15 protein-coding genes are annotated in these 19,665 nt (G+C 64.6%); 9 read left to right on the top strand and 6 right to left on the bottom strand.

Features of this window, described 5'->3' with window-relative positions; all coding sequences use genetic code 11:
* Positions 1–20 precede the first annotated feature (20 nt).
* The 6 genes from E1J61_RS27940 to E1J61_RS27915 all read left to right on the top strand — a co-directional run bounded on the left by E1J61_RS27940 (position 21) and on the right by E1J61_RS27915 (position 8,865).
* Positions 21–743, top strand: coding sequence for a Crp/Fnr family transcriptional regulator (locus E1J61_RS27940; protein ID WP_133097171.1), 723 nt, complete (start codon positions 21–23; stop codon positions 741–743).
* 179 nt (positions 744–922) lie between these two features.
* Positions 923–3,262, top strand: a complete 2,340-nt coding sequence (locus tag E1J61_RS27935) for a polysaccharide biosynthesis tyrosine autokinase (RefSeq protein WP_371704809.1) — start codon at positions 923–925, stop codon at positions 3,260–3,262.
* A gap of 410 nt (positions 3,263–3,672) precedes the next feature.
* On the top strand, positions 3,673–3,924 hold the full coding sequence (locus E1J61_RS27930; RefSeq protein WP_029045129.1) for an acyl carrier protein: 252 nt from the start codon (positions 3,673–3,675) through the stop codon (positions 3,922–3,924).
* Positions 3,921–5,120, top strand: a complete 1,200-nt coding sequence (locus E1J61_RS27925; protein ID WP_133097169.1) for an acyl-CoA dehydrogenase family protein — start codon at positions 3,921–3,923, stop codon at positions 5,118–5,120. Before E1J61_RS27930 ends, E1J61_RS27925 begins: the two co-directional genes overlap by 4 nt.
* Positions 5,121–5,130: 10 nt before the next feature.
* A complete protein-coding gene (locus E1J61_RS27920; RefSeq protein ID WP_133097168.1) occupies positions 5,131–6,135 on the top strand; it encodes an amino acid--[acyl-carrier-protein] ligase in 1,005 nt (334 codons plus the stop codon).
* A 138-nt stretch (positions 6,136–6,273) separates the two neighbouring features.
* Positions 6,274–8,865, top strand: a complete 2,592-nt coding sequence (locus E1J61_RS27915) for a glycoside hydrolase family 2 protein (RefSeq protein ID WP_133097167.1) — start codon at positions 6,274–6,276, stop codon at positions 8,863–8,865.
* A 25-nt stretch (positions 8,866–8,890) separates the two neighbouring features.
* Here E1J61_RS27915 and E1J61_RS27910 read toward each other — a convergent pair whose 3' ends face one another.
* Positions 8,891–9,913 (bottom strand): DUF1839 family protein, encoded by a 1,023-nt coding sequence (locus E1J61_RS27910; protein ID WP_371704794.1) that lies wholly within the window; start codon positions 9,911–9,913, stop codon positions 8,891–8,893.
* A 344-nt stretch (positions 9,914–10,257) separates the two neighbouring features.
* On the opposite strand from E1J61_RS27910, the gene E1J61_RS27905 reads away from it, so the two are divergent.
* Both E1J61_RS27905 and E1J61_RS27900 read left to right on the top strand, forming a co-directional pair.
* Positions 10,258–10,878, top strand: coding sequence for a sugar transferase (locus E1J61_RS27905; RefSeq protein WP_133097166.1), 621 nt, complete (start codon positions 10,258–10,260; stop codon positions 10,876–10,878).
* 69 nt (positions 10,879–10,947) lie between these two features.
* Positions 10,948–11,661 carry a phosphatase PAP2 family protein gene (locus tag E1J61_RS27900; RefSeq protein WP_133097165.1) on the top strand — a complete coding sequence of 238 codons (714 nt, stop codon included), beginning with the start codon at positions 10,948–10,950 and terminating at the stop codon, positions 11,659–11,661.
* Positions 11,662–11,690: 29 nt separating this feature from the next.
* Here the strand turns inward: E1J61_RS27900 and E1J61_RS27895 are convergent, their stop codons facing one another.
* The 5 genes from E1J61_RS27895 to E1J61_RS27875 form a co-directional block, all read right to left on the bottom strand.
* On the bottom strand, positions 11,691–12,359 hold the full coding sequence (locus E1J61_RS27895; protein ID WP_133097164.1) for an acetyltransferase: 669 nt from the start codon (positions 12,357–12,359) through the stop codon (positions 11,691–11,693).
* A gap of 86 nt (positions 12,360–12,445) precedes the next feature.
* Entirely contained in the window at positions 12,446–14,668 is a 2,223-nt protein-coding gene (locus E1J61_RS27890; RefSeq protein WP_133097163.1) for a polysaccharide biosynthesis tyrosine autokinase, read from the bottom strand.
* Positions 14,665–15,129: a low molecular weight protein-tyrosine-phosphatase gene (locus tag E1J61_RS27885; RefSeq protein ID WP_133097162.1), complete on the bottom strand. Its 465-nt coding sequence runs from the start codon at positions 15,127–15,129 to the stop codon at positions 14,665–14,667. The genes E1J61_RS27890 and E1J61_RS27885 overlap by 4 nt, the downstream gene beginning before the upstream one ends.
* Before the next feature lie 13 nt (positions 15,130–15,142).
* Positions 15,143–16,294: a polysaccharide biosynthesis/export family protein gene (locus tag E1J61_RS27880; protein WP_195428072.1), complete on the bottom strand. Its 1,152-nt coding sequence runs from the start codon at positions 16,292–16,294 to the stop codon at positions 15,143–15,145.
* 284 nt (positions 16,295–16,578) lie between these two features.
* Entirely contained in the window at positions 16,579–17,829 is a 1,251-nt protein-coding gene (locus E1J61_RS27875; RefSeq protein ID WP_133097161.1) for a glycosyltransferase family 4 protein, read from the bottom strand.
* 480 nt (positions 17,830–18,309) lie between these two features.
* Between E1J61_RS27875 and E1J61_RS27870 the strand changes: the two genes are divergently transcribed.
* Positions 18,310–19,662, top strand: a complete 1,353-nt coding sequence (locus tag E1J61_RS27870) for a polysaccharide deacetylase family protein (protein WP_243737003.1) — start codon at positions 18,310–18,312, stop codon at positions 19,660–19,662.
* The last annotated feature ends 3 nt before the right edge of the window (positions 19,663–19,665 follow it).

Here is a 19,665-nt window from a genome sequence, read left to right as displayed (position 1 = left end):
TTGGACAGGGGGTACGAAAAATGATTACGCATCGGTCGGAACTGCATGTCAATCACCTGCTCAGCGCGTTGCCGCGTGGCGAGTGGGAAGCGCTGGCCCAGCATTTCGAGCTGGTCCGGCTGCGCGCCGGGGAGTTGCTCACCGATTCCGGCCAGCGCATCGTCCACGTCTACTTTCCAACCACGGCAGTGGTTTCGCTGCTGTCGCTGCTCGAAGACGGCGCGACCGTCGAGATCGCCGCGGTCGGCCATGAAGGGCTGGTCGGGATCCCGGTGGTCACCGGCGGCGACACCATGCCCAGCCGCGTCGAAGTGCGCAGCCCCGGCCTGGCCTACCGCATTCCCGCACGCATGCTGCGCGCCGAGCTGCCGCGCCTGCCCACGCTGCAGCGCGTGACGCTGCTGTACGTGCAGGCGATGCTGACGCAGATCGCACAGACCGCCGCGTGCAACCGCCACCACTCGCTGAACAAGCAGCTGTGCCGCTGGCTGCTGCTGGCGATCGACCGGCTCAGTTCCAACGAGCTGGTGATCACGCAGCAGGTCATCGCCAACATGCTCGGCGTGCGCCGCGAAGGCGTGACCGAGGCCGCGGGCAAGCTGGAGGACCTGGGACTGATCCACCACAGCCGCGGCCATATCACGGTACTGGACCGCTGCGGCCTGGAGAAGCATTCATGCGAATGCTACAAGCTGGTCAAGCGCGAATATGACCGGCTGCTGCCCGCGCTGGCCAGCGCCTGAACGGCGCTGCCAGCTGCCCCTGGCGGCGTGAGGTGGCCACGCGCGGCGCAGGACGCCGCGCTGATCCCATTTGAGGAGCGGTACCCGTGAGCAGACTGTCATATGCCAGTGCACCGGCGGAAGGTGCGGCCCCCCGGCGCGAAGCCCAGCCCGCCAGCACGCGCCAGGCGCGCGCGCTGATGGACCATATGGGCTGGATCGTCGCCGCGGGCGTTGTCGGCGCCGGCGTCGGCGCGCTGGTGGCGCTGTCCGAGCCGCCGCAATACCGTGCGCAGGCGCTGGTGCAGGTGGAGGGCCGCGACGGCGGCGTGCGCAGCGTGGCGCAGACGCAGGGCGCCGCCGGCTTCGACGCGGGGCTGCTCAAGAGCCGCGCCGTGGTCGGGCCCGTGGTGGAGCGGCTGCGCCTGGATATCACCGCGCAGCCGCTGCGCGCGCCGCTGGTGGGCGCGCTGGTCGACCGCCTTTCCACGCCCGGCCACGTGCGCGGCACCTGGCCCGCAAGCCAGGGCTATGCCTGGGGCGGCGAACGCCTGGTGGTCGACACCATGACCGTGCCCGAGGACCTGGTGGACCAGCCACTGGTGTTCGAGACGCGCCGCGACGGCGCCTACCGCCTTTTCGACCATGACGTGCTGCTGCTCGAGGGCCGTGTCGGGGAGACCGCCAGCGGCAACGGCATCACGCTGCGCGTGGACCGCATCGAGGCCGCGCCCGGCACGCGCTTCGCACTGACGCGGCATGACCTCGCGCGCACCGCCGAGGCCGTGCGCAAGGGCCTCCAGGTCGAGAGCGAAGGCGCGCAGATGTCCGCGAGTCAGGGCAGCGCACCGGCGCAGCCGGGCGGCACGGTGCGCGTGGGCTGGCAGTATGCGGACCGTCAGCTTGCTGCCGAGCTGGTCAACGGCGTCACGCGCGCCTATATCGACGGACAGACCACCAAGCGCCGCGAGGACGCCGCCGGCACGCTGGCCTTCCTGTCGAACGAATTGCCGCGCGTGCAGGCCGAGCTGACCCGTGCGGAAGAGGCGCTGACGCGCTACCGCGCGCGTACCGGCTCGATGGCGCCCAGCCGCGATGCGCAATCGTTCCTGAACAACAGCATGGAGTACCAGCGCCAGATCGCCGCGCTGCGGCTGGAGCGCACACGGCTGCTGCAGCGCTTCACCACCGAGGCCAATGAAGTGCGCATGGTCGACAGCCAGATTCAGCAGATGACGCGCGAGCGCGCCGAGATCGATGCGCGCATGCAAAGCCTGTCGGCCTCCGAGCGCGAATCGGTGGCGCTGACGCGCGACGTCAAGGTGGCCGAGGACATGTACATGGCCCTGCGCACCAAGGTCGAGCAGCTGTCGCTGATGCTGTCCGACAGCTCCAGCCAGCTGCGCGTGATCGACGCCGCGATCGCGCCGGTGACGCCGGTGGGGATCGGCACGTGGCCGTTCGCTTCCGTGGGCGCGCTGCTCGGGCTGTGCCTGGGCGTGGCCGGCATCAACCTGCGCCAGCGCCTGCGCCCGTCGGTGGCCAGCGCGGCCGATGCCGAAGAGCGGCTTGGCATGGCGATGCTCGGCGACATCGCCTTCAGCAACGAGCAGGCCGATCTGGAGCGCCAGATCGAAACCAAGCGCAGCCTGGGCATTGCCGCGGGCTTCACGCTGCCGACCGAGGCGCGCCTGGGCTGGCCCGAGCCGGGCACCGAGGTGATCGATGCCGTGACCGCGGCCGCGCCGGAGGACGAGCGCGCGCGCGCCGAACGCCTGCTGCGCCAGGGCCTGCACGACCAGTACCTGCTGGCGCGGCGCGCGCCGCATTCGCTGGCGGTGGAGGGATTGCGTACCTTGCGCGCGGCGCTGCACTTCGCGCTGCGCGATGCGCCCAATTGCCTGGTGGCGATCACCAGCCCGGCCAGCGGCGCGGGCAAGACCTTTACCGCGGTCAACCTCGCGGTGCTGTTTGCCGAGGCCGGCCAGCGCGTGCTGCTGATCGACGCGGACCTGCGCCGCGGGCGCGTGGCGGACTGGTTCGACCAGCCGGTAGAGCCGGGCCTGGCCGAAGTGCTGGCCGGGCGCGCCGCGATCGCCGACGCGGTCAGGCCGAGCGTGGTCAGCGGCCTGTTCCTGCTCAACCGCGGCGCGGCGCCGGCGAATCCGTCCGAGCTGCTGATGCTGCCGGCGCTGGCGGAAACGCTGCGCCTGTGCGCGGGCCGCTTCGACCTGGTGCTGGTCGATACTCCGCCGGTGCTGGCGGTGGCGGATGCCACGCTGGTGTCCAACCTGGCAGGCTCCACGCTGGTGGTGGTGCGCGCTGACGTAACCGCGGCGGGCCAGGTTGACGACGCCCTCAAGCGCCTCGCGCATGCCAACGCGAGGCTGGCGGGCGGGATCCTGAACGGGGTCATGCCACGGCGCAGCAACAGGTCGGACTTCAATACCATCAATCCCTATCTGGGCATGCCCTTGCCCAAGCCGGAAGCGAAGCGCCCGGCATTGACCCGGCAAGTCAATGGAGCGGAGAAAGCCTGAAGCTGGAGCTCAGGGTCGCGGAACGTGCCAGTTTCTGCGCGACATACGCACGAGCGCATGCAGCAACGCCGGCAAAGCGTTACGCAGAAACGGGTACGCCCGCATCGCGTGACGGCCCTCGGTCGGTGCCGCCTCCGCGCGGAGCTGCTCCTTTGGTAGCGCTATGGCAAGAAGATCCTGACAGGGTCTTCGCCCCGAGGCCTGGATGTCCCTTCGTGCTTTCCCGCGCAAAGACCACGCATTGCCCTCGCAACTGCAGCCGGGCTTCTCCGCCCGGAGCTCGCCGTGCGCGGGCGGCCTTGCAGGCGTGCCGGCACCGCAGCCCATTGGTACGGAAGCGTACCGATTCGAGCCCGAAGTTCAGGCTAAATGGCTCAACACCATGCTTCCTCAAAATCTGGAGTCCCAGCATGAGAGCAGCCATACGTACCATCCTCTCGGAAGTGGCTCGTCTGAACGTGCCAGTTGAATCGTTGGACGACCACGCCGATCTGTATGAAGCGGGACTGTCGTCGCTGGCGACCGTGCACGTCATGATCGCGATCGAGAACGCTTTCGGCATCGAAATCCCCGATCGCATGCTGACCCGCCAGCTGTTTCGCAGCATCGGCGCACTGGCGACGGCAGCCGAGCAACTCAAGAATGAGCAGGAGGCGGCGTGAGCCCCGCGCTTGCCAGCGTTGAGCTGGCACCTCCGCGCGCCGAGATTGCCGATGCCGCGCACTGGCTGGCGGCGGCCAGGCTGGTCGCCGCAGAAGCAGCACGGCATGCAGACCAGGTCGACCGGGACGCAAGCTTTCCCTGTCAGGCCTTCACGGTATTGCGCGAGCACAAACTGCTGGGTGCCATGGTGCCGACTGACCTTGGCGGTGGTGGCGCGCCGCTCGAGACGATCGCGGCGGTTTGCCGCGTGCTCGGCGCCGCCTGCGCTTCGACGGGCATGATATACGCGATGCACCAGATCCAGGTGGCATGCCTGGTCAACCATGCCGGCAACAGTGCATGGCACGCGCAACTGTTGCAACGGCTTGGCGGCGAACAGTTGCTGCTCGCATCGGCCACCTCCGAAGAGGCTATTGGCGGTGCGTTGCGCAACAGCGGATGCGCGGTCAACGTCGACAACGGCAACCTCCATTTGCTGAAGATGGCGCCAACCATCTCCTATGGCGCCCACGCTGACGGAATTCTCGTGACGGCACGTCGACACCCCGATGCCGCGCCCACGGACCAGGTCATGGTGAGCGTTCTGAAGCCGGACTACACGCTGGACACCCTCTCCGCATGGGACACCCTGGGCATGCGGGGCACGTGCAGCAACGGCTTCCGGCTCGAAGCGCGCGGCCATACCGATCAGATCCTGCCGGTGCCGTTCGGCGAGATTGCGGACGTTACGATGACCCCCGTGTCGCATATCCTGTGGTCTGCCGTGTGGACAGGCATCGCGGCGGACGCGGTCCAGCGTGCCAAGGCACTGTTCCAGGGCCAGGCCCGTGCCCGACCCGGCACGCTGCCGCCATCGGCAACGCGCGTGGCTGAGGCCGTAGCCATCATCCAGATGCTCGATGGCCGCCTGGAGCTGGCGCTCAGCCACCAGCGCCAGCGGCAGGCAAGGCAGGGCGTGTCGGCGATGTTCAGCCTGGCGGCGGAAATGAATGGTCTCAAGACCAGCGTGTCGGTGCTGGCGCTCGAGGCAGTCCAGATCGCGATGCTGGTGTGCGGCATGGCGGGCTACAAGCATGGCACGCCGTTCAGCCTGGGACGCCACCTTCGGGATCTGTGGTCAGCGCCCCTGATGATCAACAACGATCGCATCCTGACCAACACCGCCAATCTGCTGCTGGCGGACCGGACTGCCTGAGGATCCGAGCATGGACGACACCAGCAACACTTGCACGCCCGACGAGAACGCATCACCTGTTGCGGGTGATCATTTTTTCCACGCCGTACCGGTGCGGGATCCGGACCTCGGCCGTCGTGCCTACCGGCAGGCGCTCATCGATGCCCGCGTGCTCTTTCCGACCAAGGTCGATGGCATTTATGGTCGCAGCGCGCTGTTCGAAGGCATTGCCGATGGATTGAACCTCGCCATCGGCAAGCTCGGAGCCGACCAGCATGCGGAAGTGATGCGATTTCCTCCCGCGATGCCGCGCGAGGATTTCGAAGCGAGCGAATACCTCAAGAGTTTTCCGCAACTGGCGGGGACGGTGCATTGCTTCTGTGGCGGCGAACGGGAACATCACCGTCTGCTCGCCCGTGTGGAACACGGTGAGGAATGGGCGGAGCAGCAGCGACCGACCGAGGTGGTGCTGGCACCCGCCGCGTGCTATCCGGTCTACCCGGTAGTGGCCGACCGCGGGCCGATGCCCCGTGGCGGCCTCGTGGTCGACGTGCTGACGTATTGCTTCCGCCATGAGCCCTCCATCGACCCCGCACGCATGCAGATGTTCCGCCAGCGCGAGTACGTGCGGCTCGGGACAGCCGAGCAGATTGTCGAATTCCGCCAGACATGGATAGAACGTGGCCAGAAGCTGGCCAGCATGCTCGGGTTGCCGCACGAGGTGGATATTGCGAACGATCCGTTCTTCGGTCGTGGCGGCAAGATCGTCGCGGACAGTCAGCGTGAACTCAAACTGAAGTTTGAGCTGCTGGTGCCGATCAACGATGGCGCGCCCCCGACCGCTTGCATGAGTTTCAACTACCACATGGATCATTTCGCCCATGCGTGGCCGCTGCGCACCGATGACGGGGCGCTGGCCCATACCGGCTGCGTGGGCTTCGGCATCGAGCGCCTGACGCTGGCTTTGCTGCGCCATCACGGCTTCGAACTGGCGCGCTGGCCGCAACGCGTGCGCGATGTGCTCGGAGGCATCTAGTCCAACGCCGCGAGCATTCGATCGGAACCGCGCAGAGTGTTGCCGGCTGATGCCGCTGGAGCCAATCTGCGAGGCAGTCGGCTGTGATCCGCCAGGCTGGCATCCCGGCCCTGCCGGGTTACGCGATGAAGGCAGTCCATGATGTCCCAAGGTTACCCGGACACAAACACCTCGATGCCTGATCCGGAGTCATTCCCTGACATCCGATCGGGCATCCCCATTGGCAACGCCGTGCTCGGTGGCGAGTGGACGTGGATACAGACGGACGCCGGTGCAGCCGACAGTCCGGCGGGCCTGGATGGCACGGCGGGCTGGCTGCCGGCCCCGGTTCCTGGCACGGTGGCCAGCGCGCTGCGCGCCGCCGGCCGCTGGGACGACTCCGCGCCGCCGCCACTGCACCTGCATGACCATTGGTATCGTGTGCGCTTTGCCGGGCGGGGCAGGCACGTGCTGCGCTTTAACGGACTCGCCACAGTGGCCGAAGCCTGGCTCAACGGAAAACTCGTGCTGGGTGTTCAGCATATGTTCGCCGCGCACGAGGTCGAGGTCGACCTGGACGGAGACAACCTGCTGTATCTCTGTTTTCGGGCGCTGCATCCATGGTTGCGCAAGCGGCGTGGCGCAGTGCGCTGGAAGCCCAGAATGATCGTGCCCCCGACCCTGCGTACGGTCCGCACGACCCTGCTTGGCCATATGCCGGCCTGGTGCCCGCCGGTGCATGCGGTGGGGCCCTGGCGTTCCGTAGAGTTGCTCGATCCGGCAAGCGACGACATTCTTCACGGCGTGCGCGCTGACATGTCGGCGCAAATGCCGGAAGGACACGGCGTCGTCTCGCTGCGGCTGCATTTCCCGGGGGCAGCGCCGGCTTCGGGGTCGTTCGAGGCAACAGACGGTGAGGGTTGCCGCCATCCCGGCACACTCTCGCGCATTGACAGGCACACCCTTGCGGGCACGCTACGGGTCGAACGCCCGAAGCTATGGTGGCCTCATACGCACGGCGAGCCACACCTCTACCGTGTCGATGCAACCGTCGACGGGCGCGCCATCGAATGCGGCCGGGCCGGTTTTCGCACGGTATCGCTCGACGGTGCGAGCGCATCGGCTTCGTCCGGGCCTTCGCGGTTGTCTGAGCCGTTTGCACTGTGCATCAATGGCGAGCGGCTGTTTTGCCGCGGGGCCTGCATTTCCAGCATCGATTTGCCTGGCCTCGCAGACACTGATGAAGCCTCCCGGTACTGGCTGACGCTTGCGCGCAACGGCGGCATGAACATGGTGCGCATCAGCGGTGTCACGTGCTATCCGGGCGAAGCCTTTTATCGGGTTTGCGACGAACTGGGCTTGCTGGTCTGGCAGGATTTCATGTTCGCCAACTTCGACTATGGCAGCATCGGACCCGGCGTTGGCCTTACCGATGACTTCCAGCGCGAAGTCACCGGGTGGCTGACATCGACCCGGGCGCATCCAAGCGTTGCGGTGCTTTGCGGCGGTAGCGAGGCGGAGCAGCAGGCGGCAATGCTGGGTACCTCGCGTGGCGAATGGAAGCAACCGCTGTTCGAGGAGTTGATCCCGGGCCTGGTTGCCGCGCATCGTCCGGACGTGGTCTATGTCAGCAATTCGCCAACCGGAGGGGCCTGGCCGTTCCAGCCGGACAGCGGTGTCTGCCACTATTACGGCGTGGGGGCCTACGAACGTCCGTTGACGGATGCGCGGCTGGCACAGGTCCGCTTCGCCTCCGAATGCCTGGCCTTTGCCAATGTTCCCGGTGACCGAACGCTGACAGAGCACGGACTGTTGCTGCCGCTGCATTCCCCGCGCTGGAAAGCCACGGTGCCGCGCGACGCGGGTGCACCGTGGGATTTCGAAGATGTCCGCGATCACTATTTGCGCGCCTTGTACGATGTGGATCCGCCGCGCTTGCGGTATGAGCAGCCCCAACGCTATCTGATGCTGTCGCGGGCGGTGACGGCGGAGGTGATGACCGAAGTCTTCAGCGAATGGCGACGGGTGGGATCGGGTTGTTCCGGCGGCCTGATCTGGCAGCTGCAAGACCTGACGCCTGGCGCAGGCTGGGGTATTGTCGATGCGTGCGGGCGCCCCAAGTCGGCATGGCATGCGCTACGCCAGGTCTGGCAACCAGTGCAGGTGCTGATTACCGATGAGGGGCTCAATGGACTGCACCTGCACGTGCTGAACGAAATGCCGCAGCCACGCTCTCTGCTGCTGGTCCTGCGCTGCCTGCGTGACGGCATGATGGTGGTGGCTGAAGCCCGGCACAGCCTGCGGCTGCCGGCGCGCGGGTCGGAGCGTATCGAGGCGTCCGCACTGCTCGATCGCTTCTTTGACTTCACGTATGCCTATCGCTTCGGCCCGCCGACGCATGACGTGGTACTGGCGACGTTGCTTGCCGGCGACAGCGGCGAGCCACTGAGCCAGGCGGTGTACCTGCCCGACCGCCGTGCCGCCGCGCTCAAGGCGCCTGGGTTGCGGGCGCAGCTAGAGCAGGTTGGCGACGAGTGGTGGCTGACGGTGTCAGCGGAGCGCTTCGCGCGCTGGGTGCACATCGAGGACGTTGCCTACCAGGCTTCGGAGAACTGGTTCCACCTTGCACCGGGAAGCAGCCGGCGAGTTCGACTCGTGCACGAGCGCAAGGGCGCGGCGCAAGCTGTTCCCGTTCCCTCAGGCGAAATCTACGCTGTGAATGCTGACCATCCGCTTGGCTATGATGGTTAGCGACGCCTGCCGGTCGCGTGCTGGCTCAGCCGAAAGCCGATAGCAGTCCTGCCATGGCCTTGTCATGGCAGGACTCCAGGCTATCCAGGCAGTCCGCGCAGAGGTCGGCGCGCCGGCGTGCCACTGCCCGCGCCAGTCGGAACTGCAATACCTTGCTCTCGGTTGCGATGGCGCGTGCGTCGTCTGCGACGGCCAGGGGCGTTTCGTGCCCATGCTCGCTTAGCCAATACAGCCAGTGATGCAGCATCTCGAAGTTGGCGCCCAGCTGGCGCGGGAAGTTGAAGGTGTACAGGTGAAAATAGGATTCGTCCCGCGCCAGCAGGGCGTCCATATGCTTGCCGAACACCTGTCGCCAGCGACCTACCGGATTGCCTGCGGGGCGCCTGGCGAGGTGGTATCGCATCAGTGCCACCGAAGCATCGACCAACGCGGACGATTCGAGCGGAGGCCGCACGCGTTTCGCATATTCAGCATAGGGGAACAGGATGTTTGCGTTGCCTGCGAGCTCGGGCAAGAGCCGCATCAGGCCGCGATAGTCCTCGCCCTGCGCGTTGTGGTAGCCCAGGCTGTGGTAGTACCAGACACGCTCGGCCTGGTTGTCGATACGGTTGATCGCTATCGTGGTCTTGACGTGCTCGCGCCGGTAGGCGGTGGCATGCGTGTCGGGCAGGTAAAAGCTGTCGACTTCGACCAGTGCGGTGTGACCGCGTTCGACCTGCGCCGTGACGTGTGCCTGCAGCGTGTCATAAACGGCCATTTCCTGCACGCTGATCCCATACAGCGTTTCCAGATCCATCTGCGGGTACTTGAAGAAAGTGAAGTGATCGCCTTCAAAGTCTTGTGCAACGGTGAACGCGAGTCCTGCGCGCGGTTCGAGCCCCCAGCCATGCAGCAATTCCACCCACAGGTCGATATAGCAATTGGTTTCCTGCCAGATGGCTTCGGAACCATGCAGAGCGTGGGGATGCGCGGTCGCCGGCAGGGCGGTTCTCAGCCCGCCTCCACCTTCGCCGCTTGCTGTCGAGACTTTCATGTCGGTCCTCTGCACCTTTCATTGTGCTGGCTTGCGTACGGACTTCCGATTCTGGCGTGACGGCACCTGCCATTCGGTGCGCTCTCAAACAGACTTGAAGAACTGGTGAGGCAAGCCGAGGAAAATGGGTCGCGGGAGTGCTCGCTGGCGCCGTGGCAGAGCCGGCGGCTGAAGTGTGAGATAGCCAACGGTGCAAAGGGGCGCCGCGGGGCATAGTCACTGCAGGCAATCCTCCGCATTGAGTGCCCGTGGATGGATCGTTGCCATGGGCAAAGCAACCGAACCAAGAGCATGAAGCCTGTCAGCGGCGCTCCCCCTGCGCCATGCCCAAATGAGTGCGGTTTCTCGGAGCCATTGTGATGAAGCGCATCTTAGATGTTGTCCTGGCCTTGCTGGGCATGCTGCTGCTTGCCATTCCGCTTCTGCTCCTGGTTTGCGTAGTGCGCGTGCGTCTGGGCAACCCGGTTTTCTTCCGGCAAGTCCGGCCGGGGCTTCATGGCGAACCATTCCACATTCTCAAGTTTCGTACCATGACGGATGCTCGCGGACCGGACGGCGAACTGCTGCCTGATCCGGAGCGGCTGACCAGACTTGGGGCGTTTCTTCGCTCCACCAGCCTCGATGAGCTGCCGGAGCTCTGGAATGTACTCAAGGGTGACATGAGCCTGGTTGGGCCACGGCCGCTATTGATGGAATACCTCCCGCGCTATTCTCCAGAGCAGATGCGCCGCCACATGGTCCGTCCCGGCATTACCGGACTCGCACAGATCAGTGGACGCAACGCGATCAGCTGGGAAGAAAAATTCCGGCTGGACGTCTGGTACGTGGATCACGTTTCGGTGTGGCTGGACATCGTGATCTTGTGGAAGACCGTCATCAAGGTAGTAGCGCGCGAGGGGATCAGTGCCGCGGGAGAATTCTCCGCCCCTCGCTTCATGGGAAGCAAACGGAGCGCCTCGGATGCCGATATCGCGCGATGAACTGGAAACGGGTGGCGACATACGCCGGGGCGCACGGGTAAGCGACCATTCGACAACTTGAGGCTCCTGATGCAGCTATCCTGGATGCTCATTGTCCATAGTGGCGGCGCGTCACTGGCGGTCCCCCTGGCGGGCCTTGTTGCGCTCCGTCTGGCCTACCTGGGATTGTGGGAGCGCGCGTGTTACTGGCTCATGTCGCTGGTGGGCGGTGCAGCCGTCATTCTTGCAGGGAAGCTGGCGTTCGAATTCAATGGGTGGTCAATGCCATCGGTGAACGTGTACAGCGTAAGCGGGCACGCCATGCTCACTGCATCGGTCTACCCGATGCTGGGCGCGATACTGGGATCGGCATGGGGCAAGCGAACGGCCAGGATCGGCCTGTCTGCCGGTGTACTCGTGGCCGTACTGGTGGCGATTGCCCTGATCGTCGGACACTATCACACGCTTGCTGAAACCCTGATCGGCATGACTGTCGGATTTGCCGTGGCGTGGATCAACTTGCATCCATTTCGTCAGCCCGCTCGTCAGCCCGCTCGTCAGCGTGCGCGCCCCGGTCGGACGCCGATGCTTGCGAGGCTGGCGCTTTGCGGGTTCCTGTTCGTCTTTGTGCTGGCAGCGACACGTCCCGTCAAGGGTCGATTGTGGTCACATGGAATGGATTGGTTCGGCGTCACCGAGCGCTATTCCAGGTACATCGATACCGATCCGGTCTCCGGCCAGATCGTGGTGACGGTCGTGAAATGCCGGGTGCCGTCGTACCGCGTATGTTCTGAAACCTTTTGAGCTGGGCCCCGAGCTGTTCGAGCTGTTCATCACTGATCGCGAATCAGGCGTGAGGTCATCTGGAAACTGCCGGTAGTGATGAACTGCCGGTCCTTGGCGCTGGTCGAAACGCAGGTGTGAGAATCGACAACGCATTCCGCGCCGATGCTGACGCCCGGAAAGAGCGTCGCGCGTGTCCCCAGGAAGCACCGCGGTCCGATGGCGGCGTTGCCGTTGAGGACCGCATGAGGAGAAAGCACGGAGCACGCACCCACCCGGGCACCGTGCCCAATTCCGCTGGAGACATTGGCCACCACGCCGTCCTCCACCACCGCGCCCCGGCTGATGACCGCAAACGGAAAAATCAACGAGCCGACGCCCAGGTGGGAGGAGGGCGAGACGAGGGCCGTACCGTGGACATAGATCGGAACCTCGATCCCGCTATGCAGGAGCCATGACAGCACCTCTTGCCGTGCCAGGGTGGCACCGATCGCTACCAGCACTGCCTGGCGCGGCGTTGGCCGGTACTGACGAATCGACCCCAGATGTGGCAGGTCTATGCCCTCCGGAACCTTGTCTGGCGTGTCATCGATGAAGCCCGCTACCGTCGGTCCGCCGCACAGCGCTTCTGCCTGCAGATAGTCATAGAGTTCCAGCCCAAGTCCGCCTGCGCCGGCGATGACCACGGACGAGACGGCATCCGCATGAACGAGTGGCATGACTTGTTTGCCCTCAGCGAAGCGGAGCTCGAGTTCAGCGGCCGACGGCTGGACGGAAACTACACCAGCCGCCGCCGTCGCCCTGGCTAAGCCCGCTTGGTCTGTCCATTGCCGTAATCGGCGAGATAGCGATACTTGCCAAAGTAGCTGTGGGACCGGTACCAGCGACCCTCGATCAGAAGCCCGTTGAACAGCACGCCCTTGACATCGGCGCCGGCCTGCCGGATCGCGCGTTGCGCCGCAACCAGTTCGCCGGTCGTGGTCTTCTCGGCGCGCGCCACCAGGAACACGGCGCCAGCCTTGCCTGCCAGGATGCCCGCGTCGGCAGCCACAAGCACTGGCGGCGTATCGATCAGCACCAGGTCATAGCGCGCTTTGAGCTGCTCAAGCACGGAGTCCATGGCGGGGCTCAGCAGCAGATCTGTCGCGTGTGGTGGTTGCGAGCCGGTCGGTATGAAGTCCAGGCCGGGCACCACTTGCCGCTGCAATACCTGCTCCAGCGGCGCGCCCATCAGCAGTTCCGTCAAGCCAGGGCCGCGCTTGACATCAAAGGAACTCTGCAGGTTACCGCGGCGCAGGTCGGCATCAATGAGCACCACGCGGCTTCCGGTCGCGGCAATTGCGGCAAAGTTAGTACAGACAAAGGATTTGCCGACGCCCGGGGCAGGCCCGGTGATCACTACCGTCGGGCTGTTGCTCCCGGCCATGGCGAAACGCAATGCGGTACGGAAGCTACGCAGACTCTCCACCGTGGGATCGTCCGGTTGCTGGAGTGCCAGAAGGCCGGCGCCCGGTGACAACTGTGACTGTTGTTTGCTGAAGGGGATGGTCGAGTAGACAGTCATCCCTGTCTGCCGCTCGATCTCGTCCGGGTCTGCCACGCCGCCCTCGAGCGTATGGCGCACGAAGACCACCAGCAGACCAGCAACCAAGCCCAGCGCGAGCGATAGTCCGGCAATCAGCGCCCGGTCCGGCCGGACCGGCTTGAGCGGTACCTCCGCCGGGTCGACAATCCGCGCCGTTCCTACCTTGCTCGCCTTGATCAGCTTCAACTGCTGGACCTCGTTCAGCAGGGACTGCAGCAGCTCGGTGCTGACCTTGACGTCGCGCATCAGCCGCAACACGTTCTGCTCCACGTCCGGCAGCTTCTGGATCCGCCCGGACACTCCGTTCAGCTGGGCGGTCAGGCCGGAGATCTGGCTGTCGACGAGTGCGACGGCCGGATGAGTTGAAGTAAAGCGCGCAGCCAGTTCCTGGCGCTTTTGCTGCAACTCCTGCAGCTTGGTCTGAATCTGCACCGACTGACCCAGGATCAGCTTGGACTCCTCGCCGAGGTCGATCGTGCCGCGTTGATTGCGCATCGCGTTATATCGGGTCTCGGCCGTGTCGACCTGCTGCCTGAGCAGCGGCACCTGCTGCTCGAGAAATGCGAGGGACTTTTCGGCTTCGGCGGCTTTGCGGCGGATGTTCTGTTCAACATAGGCATTGCCGACTTCGTTGAGGATAGCCGCCGTCATGTCTGGCGAGGCACCTTCCAGAGCCACGCCGATCACGCCGCTATCCTTGCCGCGTTCGCTGATCGTCAGCTTCTCCTGCAAGCGCGCGATGCCTGCAGCGCGCGCCAGGCGACGCAGCACGAACTGGGTACCGGGGCGCCCGTCCAACTGGCTTACCAGCATGGTGACCGCGCCGTTGGCAGTGGTGATCGTCAATGGCGATCCCACTTTGCCGGTAGCCTCGACATCGTCGCTGGCAAACCGCACCCTGTACTCGTTGTCACCCAGCGCGGTCAGCAGGATCTTGCGCTCCTCCATCGACGCAGGAACGTCGAGTTGGGACACGGCAATCGATTCATGGCCCCACGCAAAGCCACCCCATCCAAACAGCCCAGGGTGCGACCGTTCAGGATTGAAGCTGGCGATTACCGGGCCAATCACGGGGAAATAGCGCGGTGCGGCTTCGATATACAGGTGCAGGTTGTCGACAGCCTTTCCGACCACCATCCGCGAGCGCAGGAGTTCAATCTCCGCGGAAGCGGCGGGTTTGGCATCGGGTCCCGGTGAGATGGAGGCTATGAGCTTGCTGACGTGGCTACCACCCGAGTCCTCCACTTGCACCGTCATGTTCGTGCGGTAGACGGGCTTGGCCAGGAGGGCATAGGTAAGGCCGACCACGATGACCACGCCGACGACGGACAGGAAGGTCTTTCGATAGCGGGCCAGCAAATCGAGATAGGCGGTAAAGTCCACGGCCGATTGATGCTCGTCCCCACCAGCGGGAGCTTGATCCCCGGTACTGACCGTTCTCATGATACCTCTCCTTGAGCATCAGTTGGTGCAACCTCTACCAGCCGTGCAGACCATGAAGCAATGCCCTGCTTGATCAGTTCCAGAACGATATAAAACATGCTTGGCGAGCATCCGTACGGATCCGGCACATCCGTGGACGTGGATTCGCAAATCCGGTGGGTCTTCCCGCGTGCCAGCGGGAAAACCCGTTCAAGCTCGTCGCGTTGCTCGCTGTCCATCACGAGGATCAGGTCCGCAGCTGCCACAAGTGCGTCATTCACAGCGCGGGCGCGGTGACTGGCAATATCGAGGCCCTCGCGCGCAAGCAGCCTGACAGCGCTTGGGTCCGCGGGTGCGCCGACCGGCGGAGCGAGTCCGGCCGAAGCTACCTCGCATGCGGGCAGAAGTTGGCTCAGCAGGCAGGCCGCCATGGGACTGCGACAGACGTTGCCGATGCAAATCACCAGGATCGAGCGAGTCATGTTTCGCATCCCGCTATTTGATTGCCGTGGCAGTACTGAACACAGGCTGCGTGCTCGGCAACAACTGGTTGATCACACGGCTCCAGCGGACCACCTCACGTGCGTCCACATAGACCACATCTTTCGGTTCCAGCTCGAAGCCCTCGGCGATAGCCAGCGCCGCCGGAGAGTTGCTGTTCAGATGGAAGATGTTGGGTTCGCCATCGGCCGCCTTGCGGATGACGTAGATCTGTTCCGCATTGGCCGAACTCGGGTTGACACCGCCGGCATCGCCAAGTGCTTCGTTCAGTGTCATCCGTCCATTGCGCATGAGCAGGGAGGCCGGGCGCACCACTTCGCCGGTGACGAAGATCTTGTTGTCCTCGCGCTGTTCCACGCGGACGATGTCGCCCGAGCGCAGCAGAATGCGGGACGGATCAATACCCCTGGCAAGCAGCGCAGGAATGTTGACATACCAGCTACGCTCGCCGCGGGTAACGCGGATGCGGCTGTTGTCACCGGTCAGATTCAGCACGCCGCCGGCGCGATTGAGCGCTTCCACCAGCGTCATGGGCGCGTCATCGATGGCCTGCATGCCAGGCGTCTTGACTTCTCCGTCAACATAGACACGCTGGCTACGAAAGCCGAGCACCCGCACCGTCATCTGGGGGTTCCTGACCACTCGCGACAGAACCCGCGCCATCTGGTCGCGAACCTCGTTTGCTGTCTTCCCACCCACCTTCATGACGCCGGCGTAGGGGAATTGGATATCGCCCTGTGCGCTGACCACATAACCCGGCACGTTGGCGCCGCCGCTGGACTGCGGGATTTCGAAGGCGGCGCCGATGCTGTAGGTCTGCGTGGGAAACACCAGTTCCGGATGGTCCCACACCACGACCGAGATGATGTCGCCAGGGCCGATCTGATAAGGCCGCGGTGTGGCGAACAGTTCTTCGACCCGCTCATTGTCTGTACGGACCTTGCTGCGTTGGGCTTTCACCAGATCGAGGGTGATCGGTGTCACCTTGGGTACGACATCGGGACCGATTGCGCTCACCACTGCATTGGTGCCGAAGTACATGCCCGGCGATGCCGAGCAGGCTGCAAGCAGGCCGGTGGCGACAAGTATCGACAGACTGGAAGCGATGTTGTGGCGATGGGTAGCCAGGATGATTCGGGAATGCATGCGCCAATTGACTGGTCTCACGGCGGTCTCCTTACTGATGGCAGCGGACAACGCATCGCATCTGCCATGCCCTGATGCTTTGCATCGTAGGAGGGGCAACTCCATGCTTCGGTGCGTTGTCGCACGTTGAATGTTCGGACGTGAAAGCTGTACTGCCGCGAGCGCCAGCCTTCGCCCAGTGCACCCCTCTGTTCGCTGCATCTCGCTTCCTGCAGTAAAGGTGCAAAGGCCAGCACTGGTCTTCCAGCCCGTGTGCAATGCACGGAGCCTCGATATCGACCAGGTCAGGACACCGGGTTGGCCTGAGGTCTGCATGCTTCGTCCAGCACACCAGCCAGGCGCTGCGCCAGCAGCTGGAAGCTGTGGTTGCGCTCGACATATTCGCGGCCGGCGCGCCCCATACGCAAGCGAGCCTCGAGCGGCGCTGCGGCGATGCTGATGATGGCGTCGGCAAGCGCCTCCGGCTGCTCCGCGGCCACTGTCAATCCCGCCGTCGAGTCGGCCACCGGATTATTGGAGGCATTGGAGGCAATGACGATAGGCCGGCCCGCAGCCAGGTAGTCAAACAGCTTGTTCATGCTGATGCCGTACCGGTACAACTGTGGCAGGTCGCGCACGGCGATGACAAAGGCATCGGCCTCCATTGCCACAGCCGGAATGCGGGTCTTCGGTACGGGGGGCTCAAAGATGACATTGCACAAGCCGAGTTGCTGCGCCTGCGCCATCAGCGCAGGCTTGAGGCCGCCATCTCCAACCATGCGCAGGATGATGTGCCGCCCCTCTGGCCGCTGCTGCACAAGCTTCATTGCCTGCAGCACATTGTCCAGGCCGTTGGCTTGCCCGTGGGCGCCGAAATACATCAGCGTAAAACGCTCGGACGGCGCGACGGTGCGTGCAGGCGTGGGCGGCGGGAACAGCGACAGGTCCACGCCGTTGGGTATCCAGGTTATGCGCTCTTTCGGGATGCCCAGCGGCGCGATGTACTCCCACGCGTGCGGCAGCAGCACGACGATGCGAGTGGCACGCCGATACAGCCAAAGCTCGAGCTTGCGCAGCGCCCAGGTAAGGAAATCCCCTTCGCGCAGGCGACCCATGTCCACGAGCGTCTGCGGCCACAGGTCACGCACCTCGAACACGAACGGGACCTTGAAGCGTTGCGCCAGCAAGGCGCCCGCCGCCGCGGCGAAGGGGTGTACGCTGGAGCCGATCACCACGTCGGGACGCGGCAGGCCACGCGTGGTCCGCCGCCGCAAGGCGCGCCAGCTGTAGGCCAGCATGTTGAGGATGCGGCCAGCGCCATTGCCTTCGTATGTGGGCGTACGTACCCAGAGGAAAGACACATCGCGAATACTGTCAAGGCGCGACAACCTGCCCGCCTCCAGATGCCGTTCCCTTGCGCCGACCGCGTTGGCCGCGATAACGGTTGCCTGCCAGCCGGACGACCTCAGGTGCTCTGCCAGGTGGAAGTGTCTCGTACCGCCGGGGCTGCTGCCGGGTTCCAGGGCATAGTGATTGAGAATCCAGACGTGCTTCATGGAGGGACCGGATCGTTGGATGCTGGCGCACATGTCATTGGCGGGCTTCGCCCGGTTGGCCGACCCGGCCCGCAGGGTGGGCCACCAGGGCAGACGCGGGCCTGACAATAGCTGATCCTGCCGCGACCGCATGTGGACGCGCAGGGCCATGGTCAGGGCCGGATGAGTACTTTCCCATCCGCCCGAATACATCTAATCAGAGTCCGACGCCCCGTGAAAGCGCATAGCGTGGCCCAGACCACACTGCCCGGCATCGCACCGCGGCAGCCTCGCGGGTGCGGCAGGAAAGCGCGCGCGCCTTGCGTTCGGCGTCACACCCAGCTTCATTGCGGGCACGGTAGCGAGTCCCGATAATCTTCTCTGTCAGCGCAGTCGGCTGTGGCTCGGCCATCCGGTTTGCCATGTGCTGTCCATGCCCTGCTCAAGCCGTGCACAGACGTCGTTCAATCAGACGCCGGCATTCTCACTCTGGAATTCCCTATGAAGCACATGACTGAGGAAACCCTCTCCTGGCTGCAGCGGATTCTCGCGGAGCGGTTTGGCCATGGTTTTCAGTTGCAAGGTACCGACGCGGGCTTTGTCCGCTTGAGCCTTGCTGGTTCCGGCGAGGGATCGATCGAGATTGCCGCTGACCCCGTCACCTTCAAGCGCGCGGACTCGGCGCTCGCCTTTACAACCTGGGATGCACTTGCCGAGGGGTGGCAGACGGCCCTGCGCGGACCTTTGCCGGCGCCAGGCCTCGCGCGCGCTCCGTCGCCGCTGATCGAGTCGACGCCGGCTGGCTATCGAATCCACTATGACGTTCTCGGTCTTTGCTACTGGATGCTGTCGCGCCAGGAGGAGGTTGGCCGCACCGACCTGGATAAATACAGGCGCTTCCCGGCGAGCGGCTCGCATGCCCACAGGCATGGCTACCTGGAGCGACCGGTGGTGGATGAGTGGTTGCATATCCTTGGGCAGGTGATCAGGCGACAGTGGCCAGAACTGCAGCTCAGGCAGCTTCGGCCCGGCATGAAGGTGTCGCATGACGTGGATGTTCCCAGTCGTTATGGTTTTGGCTCCGCGGCGCGAATGCTCCGCCGCATGGCCGGCGACATTCTGATTCGCCGGGACGTACGGAGCGTGCTGCAGGCCCCGGTCATCAGGATGAAGACGCGCACCGCGCTGCATCCCGGCGATCGGGTCAATACCTTTGACTGGATCATGGATGTTTCCGAGCGCCATGGACTGGTCAGCGCCTTCTACTTCATCTGCGGCCGCACCCACCCAGGCATGGATGCCGACTACGAGCCGGAGCATCCTGCGATACGCGGATTGATGCAGCGTATCCATGCCCGTGGTCATGAGATCGGCCTGCATCCGAGCTTCAATACCTATCAGGCCCCCGGCGCGGTGCAGGCGGAGGCAATCCGGCTGCGGCGGGTATGCGAGCAAGAGAAGATCGAGCAGGAGGTCTGGGGCGGACGCATGCACTATCTGCGCTGGGAGCACCCGACCACGATGCTCGGTTGGGAGCAGGCGGGCATGACCTACGACAGCACGCTCAGCTATGCCGACCACGCCGGATTCCGCTGCGGCACCTGCTTCGAATATCCGGCCTTCGATCCGGTGGCAGGCAAGGCCCTGAACCTGCGCATTCGCCCGTTGATTGCCATGGAAGGCACCGTCATGGGTTATATGGGGCTTGGAACCGGCGAGGCGGCATGGAGCAAGTTCCGGGAGCTGAAGGACACCTGCAATGCGGTGAATGGCTGCTTTACCATGCTGTGGCATAACTCGTCGCTCGGCAAAGCCGAGGAGCGCGAGCTGTACCAGGCTGTCGTCGCCCACTGACAA

This window comes from Cupriavidus sp. L7L (assembly GCF_004353535.1).
GTDB lineage: Bacteria > Pseudomonadota > Gammaproteobacteria > Burkholderiales > Burkholderiaceae > Cupriavidus > Cupriavidus oxalaticus_A.
Note: the sequence above shows the minus strand (reverse complement) of the source record. Positions and strands in the feature narration are given on the sequence as shown.

What these genes read in the sequence shown, in the direction of transcription:
- E1J61_RS27940 (WP_133097171.1), top strand. Translation starts at nt 21, where the DNA reads ATGATTACGCATCGGTCGGAACTGCATGTCAATCACCTGCTCAGCGCG.
- E1J61_RS27935 (WP_371704809.1), top strand. Translation starts at nt 923, where the DNA reads ATGGACCATATGGGCTGGATCGTCGCCGCGGGCGTTGTCGGCGCCGGC.
- E1J61_RS27930 (WP_029045129.1), top strand. Translation starts at nt 3,673, where the DNA reads ATGAGAGCAGCCATACGTACCATCCTCTCGGAAGTGGCTCGTCTGAAC.
- E1J61_RS27920 (WP_133097168.1), top strand. Translation starts at nt 5,131, where the DNA reads ATGGACGACACCAGCAACACTTGCACGCCCGACGAGAACGCATCACCT.
- E1J61_RS27915 (WP_133097167.1), top strand. Translation starts at nt 6,274, where the DNA reads ATGATGTCCCAAGGTTACCCGGACACAAACACCTCGATGCCTGATCCG.
- E1J61_RS27905 (WP_133097166.1), top strand. Translation starts at nt 10,258, where the DNA reads ATGAAGCGCATCTTAGATGTTGTCCTGGCCTTGCTGGGCATGCTGCTG.
- E1J61_RS27900 (WP_133097165.1), top strand. Translation starts at nt 10,948, where the DNA reads ATGCAGCTATCCTGGATGCTCATTGTCCATAGTGGCGGCGCGTCACTG.
- E1J61_RS27895 (WP_133097164.1), bottom strand. Translation starts at nt 12,359, where the DNA reads ATGCCACTCGTTCATGCGGATGCCGTCTCGTCCGTGGTCATCGCCGGC.
- E1J61_RS27890 (WP_133097163.1), bottom strand. Translation starts at nt 14,668, where the DNA reads ATGAGAACGGTCAGTACCGGGGATCAAGCTCCCGCTGGTGGGGACGAG.
- E1J61_RS27885 (WP_133097162.1), bottom strand. Translation starts at nt 15,129, where the DNA reads ATGACTCGCTCGATCCTGGTGATTTGCATCGGCAACGTCTGTCGCAGT.
- E1J61_RS27880 (WP_195428072.1), bottom strand. Translation starts at nt 16,294, where the DNA reads ATGCATTCCCGAATCATCCTGGCTACCCATCGCCACAACATCGCTTCC.
- E1J61_RS27875 (WP_133097161.1), bottom strand. Translation starts at nt 17,829, where the DNA reads ATGAAGCACGTCTGGATTCTCAATCACTATGCCCTGGAACCCGGCAGC.
- E1J61_RS27870 (WP_243737003.1), top strand. Translation starts at nt 18,310, where the DNA reads ATGAAGCACATGACTGAGGAAACCCTCTCCTGGCTGCAGCGGATTCTC.